Origin of the sequence: Paenibacillus sp. NPDC058898, from assembly GCF_049316025.1 — a bacterium.
Lineage (GTDB): Bacteria > Bacillota > Bacilli > Paenibacillales > Paenibacillaceae > Paenibacillus_AQ.
On record NZ_JBMOSM010000006.1, the window covers coordinates 101,601 to 118,285 of the forward strand.

General features: G+C 39.2%; 11 protein-coding genes. 6 read left to right on the plus strand and 5 right to left on the minus strand.

Annotated features, from left to right (window positions below; translation table 11 throughout):
• The first annotated feature begins 88 nt into the window (after nt 1-88).
• The 4 genes from ACOZB4_RS17760 (at nt 89) to rlmD (ending at nt 4,124) form a co-directional block, all read left to right on the plus strand.
• Nucleotides 89-379 (plus strand): YerC/YecD family TrpR-related protein, encoded by a 291-nt coding sequence (locus ACOZB4_RS17760; RefSeq protein WP_053489879.1) that lies wholly within the window; start codon nt 89-91, stop codon nt 377-379.
• Between the two features lie 4 nt (nt 380-383).
• Complete coding sequence (locus tag ACOZB4_RS17765) at nt 384-1,148, plus strand: sirohydrochlorin chelatase (protein ID WP_379406767.1); 765 nt, start codon at nt 384-386, stop codon at nt 1,146-1,148.
• An 18-nt stretch (nt 1,149-1,166) separates the two neighbouring features.
• On the plus strand, nt 1,167-2,048 hold the full coding sequence (locus ACOZB4_RS17770) for a diacylglycerol kinase (protein WP_379406768.1): 882 nt from the start codon (nt 1,167-1,169) through the stop codon (nt 2,046-2,048).
• Between the two features lie 501 nt (nt 2,049-2,549).
• Nucleotides 2,550-4,124 carry a 23S rRNA (uracil(1939)-C(5))-methyltransferase RlmD gene (gene rlmD, locus ACOZB4_RS17775; protein ID WP_379406769.1) on the plus strand — a complete coding sequence of 525 codons (1,575 nt, stop codon included), beginning with the start codon at nt 2,550-2,552 and terminating at the stop codon, nt 4,122-4,124.
• A gap of 275 nt (nt 4,125-4,399) precedes the next feature.
• Here rlmD and ACOZB4_RS17780 read toward each other — a convergent pair whose 3' ends face one another.
• Nucleotides 4,400-4,636 carry a hypothetical protein gene (locus ACOZB4_RS17780; protein ID WP_379406770.1) on the minus strand — a complete coding sequence of 79 codons (237 nt, stop codon included), beginning with the start codon at nt 4,634-4,636 and terminating at the stop codon, nt 4,400-4,402.
• A gap of 297 nt (nt 4,637-4,933) precedes the next feature.
• Between ACOZB4_RS17780 and ACOZB4_RS17785 the strand changes: the two genes are divergently transcribed.
• Together ACOZB4_RS17785 and ACOZB4_RS17790 are read left to right on the plus strand one after the other, a co-directional pair.
• Complete coding sequence (locus tag ACOZB4_RS17785; protein WP_379406771.1) at nt 4,934-7,582, plus strand: HD domain-containing protein; 2,649 nt, start codon at nt 4,934-4,936, stop codon at nt 7,580-7,582.
• 992 nt (nt 7,583-8,574) lie between these two features.
• Nucleotides 8,575-9,921 carry a reverse transcriptase domain-containing protein gene (locus ACOZB4_RS17790; protein ID WP_379406772.1) on the plus strand — a complete coding sequence of 449 codons (1,347 nt, stop codon included), beginning with the start codon at nt 8,575-8,577 and terminating at the stop codon, nt 9,919-9,921.
• A 364-nt stretch (nt 9,922-10,285) separates the two neighbouring features.
• Here ACOZB4_RS17790 and ACOZB4_RS17795 read toward each other — a convergent pair whose 3' ends face one another.
• From ACOZB4_RS17795 to ACOZB4_RS17810, 4 genes are all read right to left on the minus strand, one after another.
• Nucleotides 10,286-11,506: a restriction endonuclease subunit S gene (locus ACOZB4_RS17795; RefSeq protein ID WP_379406773.1), complete on the minus strand. Its 1,221-nt coding sequence runs from the start codon at nt 11,504-11,506 to the stop codon at nt 10,286-10,288.
• Between the two features lie 3 nt (nt 11,507-11,509).
• Entirely contained in the window at nt 11,510-13,063 is a 1,554-nt protein-coding gene (locus ACOZB4_RS17800) for a type I restriction-modification system subunit M (RefSeq protein ID WP_379406774.1), read from the minus strand.
• Nucleotides 13,064-13,088: 25 nt separating this feature from the next.
• On the minus strand, nt 13,089-13,676 hold the full coding sequence (locus ACOZB4_RS17805; RefSeq protein WP_379406775.1) for a restriction endonuclease subunit S: 588 nt from the start codon (nt 13,674-13,676) through the stop codon (nt 13,089-13,091).
• A gap of 160 nt (nt 13,677-13,836) precedes the next feature.
• Nucleotides 13,837-16,590: a type I restriction endonuclease subunit R gene (locus tag ACOZB4_RS17810; RefSeq protein WP_379406776.1), complete on the minus strand. Its 2,754-nt coding sequence runs from the start codon at nt 16,588-16,590 to the stop codon at nt 13,837-13,839.
• Nucleotides 16,591-16,685: the final 95 nt, after the last annotated feature.

Below are 16,685 nucleotides of genomic sequence, written 5' to 3' on the forward strand. Positions count from 1 at the left end.
AATCGTTAATGCTTGAAAATACTATATCCGCTCGGGTACAATGGGAGTGCGAGTGTTATACACAGTAACAATAGGGGATGATCATCCAGTGCAATTAAAGAAGCTAAATGATAAAAGCATCGATCAATTATTCGAAGCGATATTAACCCTGGGCAGTGTGGAAGAGTGCTATGTATTCTTCGATGATCTCTGCACCGTTAACGAAATTCAGTCCTTGTCGCAGCGGCTGGAAGTGGCGCGCATGCTGGGCAAGGGATGCACATACAACCAGATTGAAGCAGAAACGGGAGCCAGCACCGCAACGATTTCGCGTGTGAAGCGTTGCCTGAACTACGGCAATGACGGTTATAAAATGACGCTGGAGCGTTTAGGACGTTAAACTTATGACGAAGCCGGGTGTGCTGGTTATTAGTCATGGTTCACGTGAACAGAAATGGGTGTCGCTGGTGGACGAAGCCGTCCAGAAGCTGGCCTCTCATATGGATATACCGGTCGTATCTTCGTACCTGGAATTGGTAGAGGGCCGTCTGATTCAGGACGGCATTACGGACTTGGAAGACCAGGGTGTCACCGACATTGTGGTCATTCCTCTATTTGTCTCGTCCGGCAGCACACATGTCGACGAAATAGCTTATGCTATAGGAGCGAAGGCCGTTCCGGACATGGAGACGGACCTGGCGCCGTTTCGGGTCCAGTCCCGGGTTCATTTTGGCACACCGATGGACGATGACCCCGAGATTGCAGCCATGGTATGGGATAAGGTAAAAGAGCTGTCCGTAAATCCGGCGAAGGAGGTTATTCTTCTCGTCGGACACGGCAGCCGGCATGATCTGTTTCGCAGCCGCTGGGAAAAGGGTATTAACTCTTTGGCACAGCGAGTTAGCGAGGTAAGCGGAACAAGCGCAGATTATGCCTTACTCAGTCCCGGCGATGTTCGGGACAAGGTGACAGCATGGATGGAGCGCGGCTGCGATGTGATCGTAGCTCCGCTTTTTTTAAGTGAGGGGTATTTTACGGAGAAGGTGATACCTGATCGCCTCGAGGGGCTTGAATGCCGATATTCAGGCAGAACCTTGCTTCCGCATCCGCTGCTGCCGCAGTGGATGGAGTCGCAGGCCAAACTTCTTCTTCTATCCTTGAAATCATAAGTAGGTGGCGTATCGTTAATGAGAAATGCAAGGTTAATCTATAACCCAACCTCCGGCCGGGAGGAAATGAAGCGTCGGCTTGCTGATATATTGGACCGTCTGGACAGTGCTGGCATCGAAACCTCCTGTCATGCAACAACCGGAGAGGGGGATGCGACCCGTGAAGCGGCAGATGCCGTGGAACGCGGGTACGATCTTGTGATCGCAGCTGGTGGAGACGGTACGCTCAATGAGGTCATTAACGGGATGGCTGGCAGGGATAACCTCCCGCCGCTCGGTATTTTTCCGCTGGGCACCACGAATGATTTTGCGCGGGCACTCGGCATCTCGAAGAACTGGGAAGAGTACTGCGACCTGGTCATTCGGGGCGAGACGCGTCCGATTGACGTGGGCAAAGCGAATGATCGTTACTTCATCAATATTGCGGGCGGCGGTACGCTGACTGAGCTTACGTATGAGGTGCCAAGCAAGCTGAAGACGATGATCGGGCAGCTGGCGTATTATTTGAAGGGGATCGAGAAAATGGTCAGCCTCACGCCGCAGGAGCTCATCATCAACGCCAGCGGTCATCCGGCGATCCATGACGAATTCATGGTGTTCCTCATTGCCAACAGCAACTCGGTCGGCGGCTTCGACAAAATCGCGCCGGGCGCGAGCATCGACGACGGCTTGTTCGACGTCATTGCCCTGCGCAAGTGTAATCTGGCTGAGTTCGTGCGCGTGGCTACACTGGCCCTGCGCGGCGAGCATATCAACGACAAGAGAGTCGTGCATTTCCGCACCGACTATATGGAGGTCGTCTCTCCGGGACCGGTTCAGCTGAACCTGGACGGCGAGTTCGGCGGCGTCTTGCCGGGCACGTTCCGCGTCCTGCCGCAGCATTTGCGGATCTTTGGCTGAGATGGTGGATGGTAGAGAGGCGGAAGGCATCTGGGCGCGTAAGGCGTGATGGTTGTTGTAAGTAAATGAATGGATTTGCAGGCTGGATGGATTGAATAACATACGAGGCTCCCGTATAATGATGGACGTGAGCTTGTGCGCTAAGCTCCCTTGGGGGAGCTTTTTGTTGTTTAAGCGAATGAAGGTTAACGGAAGATCATCCGTTTTATGAAGTGCGTGTTCAAAAAGGTCGGTTTTCAGCACCGAAGCTTATGCTCCCGATGTGCGTTTTTTCAAAACGCTTCAGTTGGATGAAACTAGGGACTGAGGAGTGGAGCGTACGCTTGGGTACGTGAGCACCGGAAGGCCCGGCTGAATTCAAGATTCGATGCCGAGTGGCTTCCTGATTCACTTCGTGATCAAAAGCGAGCTTTTTGAACAACTTCTATTATGGATGGGACGCCGAATGGGAATATAGAGTGGTAAGGGACAAGTTGAACGGAAAGAAGTGAACAGCACATCATGAAGAAGAACCGCAAGGGAAGCGACACGCGCCGCAGCGGCAAGCCGGCGGCTTCGGCGGCCCTCCTGGACCTGCCGGTGGCGAAGAACGACGAGGTAGTGATCGATATTATAGGAATGAACCATGACGGGGAAGGGGTCGGCCGCGCAGACGGCTACACCTTATTCGTTCAGGGCGCCCTGCCGGGCGAGAAGGCCCGGGTGAAGGTGCTCAAGACCAAGAAGCAGTATGGCTACGCCAAGCTGCTGGAGCTGGTCGAGCAGAGCCCGAACCGCATCGCGGCCCCATGCCCGATCTACGACCAATGCGGCGGCTGCCAGCTGCAGCATATGAGTTATGCCGGTCAGCTGGAGTGGAAGCGCCAGCTAGTGGTGGACAACCTGGAGCGGATCGGGAAGCTGCGGGTGGTGCGTGAGGCGGAAGGTGCTGGAGCGACGCGTGGGGACGACGAGCGGAGTGGCAAAGATGGTGGAGGGGACATTAAGAATTCTGAAACCAATGGGGCCAATCCTGCCGTGTCCCACGTTCATTCAGATCAAGAGGGGATCCTCGTGCGGCCGACACTCGGTATGAGCGAGCCTTGGCGCTACCGCAACAAGTCCCAGGTGCCCATCGGCGTAACGGAAGGCGGCCTGGTCGGCGGCTTCTACGCCCGCGGCAGCCATCGGATCGTGGATATGGAGACTTGCCTCATCCAGCACGAGCAGAACGACGAGGTCGTCAGCCGTGTCAAAGCCATTGGCCGGAAGCTCGGCATTACCGCGTACAATGAAGAAACAGGCCAAGGCCTGCTTCGCCATGTCGTGGTGAAGATCGGTTTTGCTACCCGGGAGATGATGATTGTACTCGTCACGAACGGCGAGCGGATACCGCGCGTGAACGAGTGGATCGCGGCGATCCGTGAGGAGCTCCCGGCTGTAGTAAGTGTTTGCCAGAACGTGAATACTCGAAAGACTAATGTTATTTTTGGTGATGTTACCCGCGTCCTGTGGGGGCGTGAGGTCATCCATGACTATATTGGCGACGTGAAGTTCGCGATTTCAGCGCGGTCCTTCTATCAGGTGAACCCCGCCCAGACCGAAGTGCTGTACGGGAAGACGGTGGAGTATGCAGGATTAACCGGGGAAGAGACCGTGATCGACGCCTATTGCGGCATCGGAACGATCTCCCTGTTCTTGGCCCAACATGCCAAGAAGGTATATGGGGTCGAGATCGTGAAGGAAGCGATCGAGGACGCACGTGCGAATGCTGAGCTCAATGGTATGAAACATGTGGAGTTTGAAGTCGGAGCGTCCGAGGATGTGATTCCACGCTGGAAGGAACAAGGCATCGAGGCGGACGTCATCGTGGTTGATCCACCGCGTAAAGGATGCGATCCGCGCCTGCTAGAGACGATTCTTGAGATGAAGCCGGAGCGTGTGGTTTATGTGAGCTGTAATCCGTCTACTTTGGCGAGGGATTTGCGGGTGCTGGAGGATGGCGGGTATCGGACGGTTGAGGTTACGCCGGTGGATATGTTTCCGCATACGGTGCATGTAGAGAGTGTGGCGGTGCTTAAGTGGGCGGGGGATTGATTTCCCCCGCTTGTTTTATACTCCTAAAGAAGCGGGGCGGGTGATGTTGGAGTGAATCTTTATATGTTACCATCCGCATGTACTTCAATCTTGTGAATCAGCTTTTGGATGATATGCTTTAATACTTGTTCATTATCAATGTCTAGCTTTGCTATCTTGTTTACTTGACGTTGGAAATCTTGCATTTAGCGTTCCGTATCTTTCTTTGATTCAATCAGTGTTTCAAGTTCAACCTTGCGGTGGCCAATTGACTTTGTTCAGCTTGTATACCCTTATTAGCCGACTTGAACTGATCCTAAGCGACCGCTTTTGTTGAAGTAAAGTGAGCCAAAACGGAAATCACCTTCAAGCTTTGCAAGTTCTTTATTGACTCTTTGTAACTCTTTAGAATAGGCGGTCTGATGTAGTTCAAGTTCCCCGCCCGCTATTCTATAGATTCGCTCCATCTTTACATTGTTTGTTATCAGTTCTCGTAAATCAGCTACTACGGTGTCAACTACTTCTATTTGCAACGATATGCTAAGAACAGAATGAAGATGTATGATTATTCCCCGCAAACATATGCGCCGCCCTCTTTCCTCATAGCGTCCTTCCGAAACATCATACCTTACAGCAATCAGCACAACGAGCAAATACACTCTCTTGACCATATGATTCAGTGTTGCGCGGTAAAAATCAATTTAACCCGACGCACCAAAATGCAACAAAATGTTCATTTAGGGGTACCACTCAACGGAAGGAAATATATTCATGTCAATTTTTACATGTTAAAATTAACTATCCAAATTTAATGTAGAGGAATGAAGAGAATGAATCGTTACGAACAAACAACAATCTGGAATCGCAATCTTGCTGTACAGTATGAATCAGATTTGTACTCTAAAGAAAGAGAGCTATTAAGAGTAACTCTTGAAAACTTTCGTGAAAGAGCAAAAGTCTTAGCTAGTGAAATACACGTGAATTTGCCAGACTTTACAGTTCATGATATCAGTCATATAGATGCTTTATGGGAAATGACAGAATTAATTACTGATGGTGACTACAAACTTACTCCACCTGAAGTGTTTGTTCTGGGTGGAGCATTTTTAATTCATGATCTTGGAATGGGGTTAGCAGCTTTTCCAGAAGGTGTTTCAGAATTAAAGAAAAGTATGCTGTGGAAGGACACAGTTGCATCATTGATAAAAGGGGAAGACAAAAGAAGAAAAGTTACAGATCATGAACTCCAAAATCCAAGTAAAGAGATTGAAAAAGAAGCAACAAACGAGATATTGAGACTATTGCATGCGAAACATGCCGAAAATTTAGCACAAGTCTCATGGACGGGTACTGATAAAAATAAATATTACTTAATTGAGAATTCTGAATTACGTGAATCGTATGGCAAGCTTATTGGACAAATAGCTCATAGTCATTGGTGGAGTATTGAGGAATTACAGGATAAATTACCAACTAAACTAGGAGCGCCTGGAATGTTTCCGCAGGATTGGACAGTTGATCCTTTAAAGCTTGCTTGTCTTTTGAGGGTTGCAGATGCATGTCATATAGATGATAGAAGGGCACCAGGATTTTTAAGAGCGGTAAGAAAACCTTCTAGTTACGCTGACAAACACTGGGCATTTCAACAAAAGTTATATCAGCCAAGGTTGGAAAGAGGAAGAGTAGTGTATACATCTAAGTCGCCTTTTAGAATAGAAGAGGTAGATAGTTGGTGGCTCTGTTACGAAACACTAAAACTAATTGATTCAGAGCTCAGGGAAGTTGATTCATTACTTGCTGATACAAATAGGCAACAATTAAGGGCAATAGGTGTCGCATCAATTTCAAATTTAGAACGATTATCTAAATTAATTACTGTAGATGGTTGGCAACCTGTTGATACTAAAATTAATGTTGGTAATGTAGCTAAGTTAGTAAAGCAATTGGGGGGAGAGCAATTATATGGCTCGAATCTATTTGCTCCTCTTAGAGAGTTAATTCAAAATGCTACTGATGCAATTCGAGCTAGAAGAATACTTGAGGAAGAAGATGAATCCTGGGGGAAAGTAGTAGTAAGAACAGGCGTAGATGAAGATGGGTACTATATTGAAGTGGAAGATAGTGGTCTCGGGATGTCTCCAAAAGTATTAACAGGCCCTTTTTTAGATTTTGGACAATCATTTTGGTCAACAAAGTTAATGCATGAGGAGTTTCCAGGGTTAGAATCAAAGCCCTTCAGTTCAACAGGTAAATATGGTGTTGGATTTTTCTCTGTATTTATGTGGGGCACGAAAGTAAGAGTCTCAACAAGACGTTATGATGGAAGCAGAGATTCAACAAGTGTCCTAGAGTTTCAAAACGGAGTGGATGATAGGCCGTTGCTCAGAAATGCATTTCCAGATGAATACATTAAAAACGGAGGGACAAAGATAAGGGTATGGTTATCTAGTAAAGATATTATTAAGAGACTACTAGAGCCAAGAGCTTTAAGAAATTATAAATTAACATATCAAGAGTTTCTAGAAAATAAATTTCCAACACTTAATGTTGATCTCTACTATGAGGATGAAATAGAGAATACTAAAGCTAAAGTTATTAGTTCAAACGATTGGAAATACATGGATCCAATACTGTTAATTAAGAGAACGATAATAAGGTATGAATTATTAAGTGATAGTTCAAAAGAAGAAATAGAAAACTTCTCAAAGAACATGAGAATAATCAAGAATGAAGATGGAGAAGTAGTTGCAAGAGCGCTGATATTTCCAAGGGAATTGGGGTATCAAGAAGAAAGTTTAATAGGTGGATGCGTAACTGTTGGCGGCACTAACACAAATTCGCTTACAAGCGTTTTGGGAGTTTTTATAGGCGAACCTGAGAGCGCTTCTAGAGATACAGGAATTCCTCTGGTTGAAAAAGAGAAAATGATTGAGTGGTCAAGTGAACAATCTAAATTGATTGCTGAACTAAATTGTGGAGATGAATTAGAAGTAGAATGTGCATCGGTAATCAGAGCATTCGGGGGAGAATGTAATAGCTTAAAAATATCTAAAAATAAAGTGGGTTATTTAAGTTATTCTGAAATCGTTTCTCTAATAAAAGCTTCTGCATTTAAAGAAATTATTTGCACGAGTGATTCTAGCGTGTTCCTTTATGAAAAAGAGCATAAGTGTACGATAGACCTATTAGATAATGTTTTTATTGTTGATGTAGGCGTGCCAGGTATTTTGCAAACTGGAAGTAATAGATTCGTTAATTGGCCGCCAATCCGTTTTAATGATCGACTCCTATCGTTGGAGAGCTATTTAGAGCAAGCGATTGCTGAGGCATATGGGATTGACCAATCATTGATGTATTCAACCTCAGACATTTCCGATGATGATTACAGTTTTAGTGGAAAAATTGGAACAGTCAGTAACAATGATGTGATAATGGAAGGCATTAATAAAATATATGCTCCTGTAACAATAATGCAATAAAACAAGCAATTGATATTGGATTTAATTTCAAAATAACTACCGGATTTGTAAATGGAATAATACTATTGCAACAATTTTGGCCAGAGTACTCCGCTAGGTTGTTTCCATTGGATACTCCAAACATGTGGAGAGTTTTGCAGTGTTGATGAGGGATGTCTACCAACAAATTACCCCGTCCTTTTTCAAACAAACTCCTGCTAAAAAATTGAAAAAAGAGTGATAAAGTAAGGAAGGGATGAATGGAGGAAGGGGAAATACAGCTCCTTTAATACTTTCCACTGTTTTTATATCAAGACATTATGCAGTTTCGTAAAGTCGTGATAGAAAGCATTTAGTCAAAAATCGGAGGAGTACCTGTTTTGTAGCATGAGATTTTTATACGTGCAACGGCGGAATGCGGGTTTGTTGGCTGTTTTTTAGACGAGTTTATTCATTTTGAGATGTGAAAGGTTCGTTGAAGGAAGTACGAGGAAAAAAATACATATTGAAACCTATTCTGTTAGTTAACAAGGGTAAAAGTGATCTTTTAAATTAAGGTATTTGATATAAGTTTTTGAGGATATCCAACGTAGTCATTGGAGTTAGCGTTATACTCGCTTCTTTGTTCAGATTTTCATTTTATTTAAATAACTCAATCATTGATACAAGATACCTGTGATGGGTAAGAACATCTTTCCTATTGATGTGATTGCTATTTACAATAAGTAACAAAATATGATAAAATTACGAAGGAATAACGCTCTGTAGTGTAAGGGGTACAGAGGAAAAAGGTAGAATTCTGTCAAGGTCAATTTCATATTGAGTAATACTAAAGAATAGACTTGCGAAATCAAGTAATAGACTCAAGTATGTCATATGCTTATTGTCTCCTTTGTTCAGATTTGCAAACCTTGCCATTATACTAATAATAGTATACATGAATTGTAGTTATTAGTGACCACGAGAGTTACACTCTAATTGAATTTCCCGAAGGGGAGGGTATGCTGGTATGAGTGAATCTATCTAATAGGTCACGATTAGGTGCTTGTACCAGCTCTGCAAAAATGAAGATGTTTAAAACAAAGTATTTTACTCATTTCGATAAAAGAATATCATTCGAAAATGTTAAGGATAAAATTCAAAATGCTGAGTGGGTTACTCAGCATGGATTCTATCCTTTTTTGCATTACAAGATAATATTCAATAAATATAGTCGCGAGACAAAGATGAAAAAACGGAAAATTCGAAATATATATTATGCAGCACATATAGACGGTTACATCTATAGTTATTACGGTGACAAAATTAATGAACTTTACAATAGTTTAACCATAAAGAGAAATATTGATGATGTTTCAATTGCATATAGAAATAATAAAAAAGGAAAGAGCAATATACACTTTGCTGCCGAAGTAATTAATTTTATCACTAAACATAAACTATCATACATATTGGTTACTGATTTCTCAGATTTTTTTGATAACTTAGATCATCGTTACTTAAAAGAAAAGTTAAAGATAGTATTGGATCGGAAAAATCTACCCTCTGATTACTATAACGTGTTTAAGAATATTACTAAGTTTAGTTACATAAATAAAAAGAAATTAGAACGATATTTAATTGATAATAAAGAAGATACATATTTCAAAAGAAAAGAGCGATATTTAACAACTGCACAATTCAATAACTACAAATATACTAACATCGAAAAAAACTCTAAACCATATGGAATACCTCAAGGTTCAGGGATAAGTGCTGTATTATCAAATGTATATCTTCTTGATTTTGATCAGGAACTTAATAATTATGTGGAAAGTTACAATGGGATGTATAGAAGATATTGTGATGACATTATAATAGTTATTCCGATGAATATTGAGAATAATTTAGATTCTGAAATGCATGAGAATAAAATAAATGAGATTTCTGCTAAAGTGCCTAATCTAATTATTCAAAGAGAAAAGACGAATCATTTTTTATATCAAGATAAAAAAATAAATGAAATTAATGGAACAAGCAAAAATTTAGATTATTTAGGATTTAGATTTGATGGTGAACGAATCTATTTAAGAGAAAAGAGTTTATTCAAGTTCTATACAAGAGCGTATAGAAAAGTCAAAGTGTGTAATAAGTTATCTAAACTACATGGTAGGAAGGTTAAAAGAAGAGAACTGTATAAGACTTATACACATCTTGGTAGAAATTATAAGAATCCAAGAAATGAAAAAGTTAAAGGTAATTTTATTACCTACGCTGAACGTGCTCAAAGTGAATTTGAATCAATTAATAATATTGAGGTGAAAGTGAAAGATCAAGTAAAGAATCATTGGAGTAAGATAAGCAAAAAATTAGTAAATTAAAGCCAAAGGGAAGATTCAAGTAAGGAGCTACTCCTGTAATTAATTAATTTGAATTTGAATGAAAAAAGTGTAAACTGTATATTGGAAAACGTTCATAGAAAAAAACGTAATGGCTCTAAGTATTTTAAAATTGTTAGTAATTAATCTTCTCTATATGTATGATACATATCGAATAGATGCGATTTTACTAGATATACCAATAGATAAACGTTACTATAGACTTGACTTCTAATCGAAAAAAAGACAATCTGTCAAGCTGAGTGCGACACCGTCCATAAAAACTTCGTAAGTTGATTTCCATCTAAATTTTTTTGGGAAAACAGAGACAGCACCGTCCATTTACCTGTGGAAGGTGCTGTTTAAATTAGATGAACATTTGTTGCATTAAGGTTTGTTTTTGACCTTGCAAATTTTCCAATGTTTGTTCGTTTAGTTTAATTTTCTGATTAATACAATTAAAGAATTTTGCGATTCTCAATTGTTCTTCTAGGCAAGGTAAATAATGAAGAGTTTCAAAAAACTCAGATACACTTACATTTAATAAACCATGATTCCGGGCACCCTCTACACAAATTAATGACACTTCTTTATACCATTGAGTAGAATCAAAATAATGAACTAAGAAATCACTATTTACATTTTCCTTTGGCTTGAAACAAATATAAAGTGTAGATAAAGCACCACTTTCATAATCATCCAGTCGTTTAATAGCGCCAAGTGGATAACCATTAGAATAACTTTTATTGTATGCAAATTCACCTTTGTTAAGTAAGTAATAACCCGTTAAATTTTCAGAAGCAACCGTTTTATTGAAGAATTCAATTTGATCAATAAGACCATATTGTGCCGAAATGGTTAATGGTCTAACAGTTACTAAATCAGAATTTTTTGTTGTAACACGTTCAGAAAAATTACGAAGTTTCTGTAGTGACCATTCTGGATATTCTTGACCATTCTTATCTTTAAATCTTATTTCCCGACTAAATATCTTCTGCACATATCCCTTCTTCAGATCCTTTAACATGTTGATTTTTTCTTGTTGAAGATGGACTTTTTTCTCTAGGATTTCAAATAAACGGGATATTTTGTTCTGTTCTTCTAGAGATGGGAAAGCACATTCTAATCTTTTAATTGAATCGGAATATAAATGAACAATTGTAGCTCCCTGAGCAAGATTAGATAATTTCACCTTCTGCTTACCATTAATTTGTAAACTTAAAAAGTGTCCATTAATACTACAATTGGGAATCAGAATATTTAAATCTCCTCCAATTAATACATCATCAATATTTAGAGCACTAGCACAGGCTATATCTAAAGTTGTTTCTCCAGAGGAAGGAACTAACACCGAATTTTTCCCTGCTCGTACTAGGGACATAGAGTTGGAGTTGGTTTTACTTACAACAGAGTTAATTAATGTTCCATAACGTGTATATAATTCTCCATATAATATACAAGGTTCACCACTTTTACTTAAATCAGCTTTAGAAAGTTCTTTACCTTTTGAAAACGTACATACTTCTCCTAGTTTATAAGAAGACCATGAATCTTTAAATTCTTTAAATCTAAGTTTTGGTGTATTCATATTTTACACCCCCAACTCTCTAAAAAACTTCTCCAACTCACGGTCTACTTCTGCAATTTCATCATCAATTTGCTTTAGACGTTGAGACACTGCCTGTAAGTCAATCGGTTCTTCTTCTTCGAATGTATCAACGTAACGAGGTATGTTTAAGTTGTAGTCATTCTCTTTGATTTCCTCTAAAGTTGCTGCATATGAATACTTGTCGATTGTTTCACGGTTTTGGAATGTAGCAATAATTCTTTCAACATGTTCATCTGATAAATGGTTCTGGTTTTTACCTTTTTCAAATTCATTGGATGCATCGATGATTAGCACTTTTTCATCATGTTTACGACATTTTTTGAATACAAGGATACATGTTGGAATACTTGTTCCATAGAAGATATTAGCTGGTAAGCCGATAACAGCATCTAGATAGTTTTTCTCCTCGATCAGATACTTACGAATAGCTTCTTCAGCAGCACTACGGAAAAGAACACCGTGAGGTAATACGACCGCCATTATCCCATTATCATCTAATTGATGAATAAAGTGTTGAATGAAGGCAAAGTCAGCTTTTGATTTTGGAGCAAGCTTTGCATAGGCACTAAAGCGTTCATCTTCTTTGAATTTATCGTCTGCACTCCATTTTGCAGAGTATGGTGGATTTGCAACAATGGCTTCAAAGCGTCGGTCGATATGTTGTGGCTCTTCTAATGTATCGGCATTGCGAATATTAAAACGTTGGTATGGAATATCATGCAGTAACATATTCATTCGAGCTAAATTATATGTTGTAGATACTTTTTCTTGACCGTAGTATTTGTGTACTTTCGCTTCTTTACCTACACGTAGTAGTAATGAACCTGAACCGCAAGTACCGTCATATACGTCACGAATTTCTGTTTTTCCAGCAGTGACGATTTTCGCTAAAATTCTCGATACTTGTTGTGGGGTGTAAAATTCTCCAGCTTTTTTCCCAGCATTTGCCGCGAATTGAGAAATCATATATTCATAGGCATCGCCTAAAATGTCGATTTCTACATCGTCCTGTAAAAATGGAATGTCTGCAATGTTCAAAATCACTTTACTAATTAAATTGGTACGATCCTTAACTGTACGTCCTAAACGTGATGAAGTAAGATCCATATCGTCAAATAAGTTTTGAAATTCATCTTGGCTATCTGTTCCTAGAGTAGAGGATTCAATTGCTTTGACACCGTTTTGCAACATTTCAACGTCAAAGTTACCTTTTGCACCTTTTTCGATTTCCTCAAGGAAATGAGAAAATAGGAATTGCGGCTCTACGATATAACCTAATTCATCAATTAAATACTCCGCTAAGTTTTCACGATATTCTTTGTTTGTCCATGCAACTGCGAATGAAATGTTGTCTTCTCTTAGTAATTCATTTGCGCGAGCTTCTACTTTTTCCGAAAGATAACGGTAGAAGATTAAACCTAAAATATAATCTTTAAATTCGCTGGCATCCATTTGACCTCGTAAGTCATTTGCCATTGCCCATAGTTTTTTATGCAGTTCCATTTGTTGTTGACGCTGTTTTTCACTTGTTGTCATTGTTATCTCCTCCTAAGATGGTAAATTAGTTCATAATACTTTGAATTAGTTTTTGCTGAATATACAGCTGCTGTAATTCACTTTTTTCAGCTATCAATGATTCTTTTCTCTTTTTAAGCTGTGCGATTTTTCCGATAATGGTTTGCTGTTGGATAGGGGGTAAGTCAATTTCTAGATCTTTTAAATGGGATAGTTTCAATAACGAAATGACCGTCCCTTCACTTAATACCGCCAGCTGTTTCTGAATGGAAGGATGGTCATTAAAATACCATTCAAAAAATGCTTGATCTACATCATTTATTAGTTGAATTTTAATAAAATTATTGGTTAATAACAGCCCACTGTATTTCTTAGGTAGCCAAGCAACTTTTTGCGTATGAGTATGTAGAACAAGACTATTCGTATCGGTTAAAAGTTGAGGTACCAACTTTTCCTTCGGTACAGTAATTTCTCCGTTTTTTTCATTTGAAATTCGATAAGCTAAACCTAGTGTCTCGTTAAATTCCTTTAAAGAGAGTGGTTTAACTTTTAATGTCTCATCATCAGAAGATAAAATTTCTAAACGGTTTGTAAATGCACCTTGTGTAAATTCAGCAATTTTGTAAAGTTTCATCTTACACCTCCTTGATATTTTTTAATATATCACATCTGACGATTTTAATATAATTGATATTTTAAATAATATCAATGGTTTTTGTGATTTTTTTGATATTTTTTAAAATAACATAAAAAAGAGCGCTAGTCAGGCGCTCATTAATCAAATGAAATAGAGTTTATGCACCGTACTTTTCAGTAAAGTCACGAATAAAGGATGTAATAGCTTTGATGGCTTTGTTCTTTTTTAGGAATGAACCTGATAAAGAATCCATAATCGCATTTTTTTCAATTAAATTGGAATACTCATAAGTTGATACTTGTTCACGTAATACACTATCTTCAATATCTAATTCTTTCGCAAATGTTGAGAGCTCTTTCTCACTCATTTCTTCTTCGTAACGATGGTATGCCTCTATTACAGATTCTTCTGGTGTTAATGTTGGTGCAACCTTATCTAAGAAATTTTTAATCAATTCAATTTTTAGACGTAACTTCGGATCAGATGCATGGTCTAATTCTTGTTTGATGAAACGAATTTCTTTGTCACGTTCATTTTTATTTTTTGTGTTAAGGCTTGCAATCAAATTTAAAATGTAGCTGACATTAATCTTGTCTGTATGCATCAGCTCTATCTCAAAGTCGATGTCATGTAAAATCGATTCTTTTGGCACTTCGCTACGCTTAAAGCTATCGTAAATCTTGAAATATTTGCTCTTAAAATCTTCATAAGATTGCTGTGAAATCCTTAGCTTTGTTTCATCAAATTCAAAATCAGAAAACGATTGTAAACGTTGAAGCAATTTCGTCACATTTTTGAACGCAATGATAAATTGCCGCTTATCCTCTTCTCTCTCTAGCTCGTCTACTTCTTCTGGAATGACTGTAATGGTTCGCAAATTCCTAACAGCTTCTCTAAACGCTTTTAAATATTGATCGTAGCCACCCATTAGAACGGTATCCACATTGTCTGTTCTAGAGAATAATTTAATTGCATCATCTGTATTGTCTTTTAAATTGCGATAACAAACGATATTACCATATGGCTTAGTCGATTTCTCTACACGATTTGTACGACTGTACGCTTGCAACAGGTCGTGATACACCATGTTCTTATCTACATAGAGTGTATTGAGTGGCTTACTATCGAATCCAGTTAGGAACATTTTTACGACAAGTAAAATATCAACTTGAGCCTTTTTTACCTTTTTGGATACATCAGAAAAATAACGATCCCATGTTTCTGTCGAGAAGTCTGTCTCGTATATTCTGTTATAATCTTTAATTATACGGTCTAATGCTTCCCTAGAATGTTCATCTGTTCCATCACTTTCCTCATTTTGCCCATATGAATAAATACCAGCAATTTTTAGGTCGTGATTTTTCGATTTAAATATATCGTAATACTTAATTAATGTTGGAATGGAATCCACTGCAAACATTGCACAATAACCTTTACTCTTAGAACGTCGTTGATGATTATTAATAATATGATCAGCTACGAGATTTAACCGTTGTTCATCATGCCATACTTCATCTGTATCAATCGCTTGTACTTTGGTATCATCATTTTCGTCAATCTTAGCATTGAAAGTACGAATATATTCTACAGAAAATCCAAGTACGTTCCCATCACGAATCGCATCTTTAATGAGGTAATGATGCAGGCACTTTTCAAAAAGATCAGCGGTTGTTCGTCCATCTTGACTCTTGTTCTCGACAAAACGTGGCGTTCCTGTAAAGCCGAAGTACTGTGCATTTTGGAAATGTTTATCGATTTCTTTTCGCATATCACCAAACTGGCTGCGGTGACATTCATCAATGATGAACACAACATGCTCTTGTTTGTATGGTTCCATGACTTTTACATATTTAGGATTCTTAATAGCATTATTCATTTTTTGAATCGTTGTCACAATGAATCGTTTCATTGGATTTTGTATTTGTTCAATAAGGGTTCTGGTTTTGTCTGTACGGTCAACCGCACCTTTTTGGAACTTATTGAACTCTGCAATCGTTTGGCTATCTAGGTCTTGGCGATCGACTAGGAAGAAGACCCTTTTAATATTTTCCTCATCCGCTAAAATTTGTCCGGCTTTAAAAGAGGTTAATGTTTTACCAGAACCAGTTGTATGCCAAATGTATCCATTATTATTTGTTTCTGTTGCTCGCTGTACCAATGCTTCTACTGCATACACTTGATAAGGACGCATGACCATTAAGGCTTTGTCACTATCGTTAATAACCATATAACGACTAATCATTTTTGCTAAGTGGCATGGTTTTAGGAATGCGCTTGCAAAACCTTGTAAGTTTGTTATGAGTTCATTGTTTTCATCTGTCCAAAAGAACGTAAAGCCAAACTGAATGTCATAGTCAGAGTTGGAGAAGTACTTCGTATCTACTCCGTTACTTACGACAAATATTTGTAAGAATCGATACAAACCAGTAAACGTATGGCGACGATAACGTTGAATTTGATTGAACGCTTCTTTAAAATCTAATCCACGACGTTTCAGTTCGATTTGTACAAGGGGCAAACCGTTAATAAGAATGGTCACATCATAACGATTTGTATACGTGCCTTTCATTGTTGTTTGCGTCGTTACTTGGAATAAGTTCTTACACCAGTCTTGTGTATTCATGAGCTCTACATATAACTCTGTGCCATCTTCACGTTCAATCAATAACTTATCGCGTAAAATTCTTGCTGAATCATATATGCTTTTGCCTTCAATCCGCGTTAAAATTCGTTTGAATTCAATATCAGTTAGTGGTCGGCCATCGAGTTTATGTTCGTTAAATTCATTAAGTTGATTTTTAAAGTTTGTAAGGAGTGCATCATAATCTGCAATCTTTACGCGTTTATAGCCTTGATTAACGAGCTGTGTATGTAAATTTTTTTCGAGTTGTGCTTCTGGTTGGTAACCCATTTTGAAATCTCCTTCGATGATTCTTTTCTTTATTATACTGAAAATTTTAAAAAAGGGTTTCATGAATATGGAATTATAGTGAATACTCTTGAGAA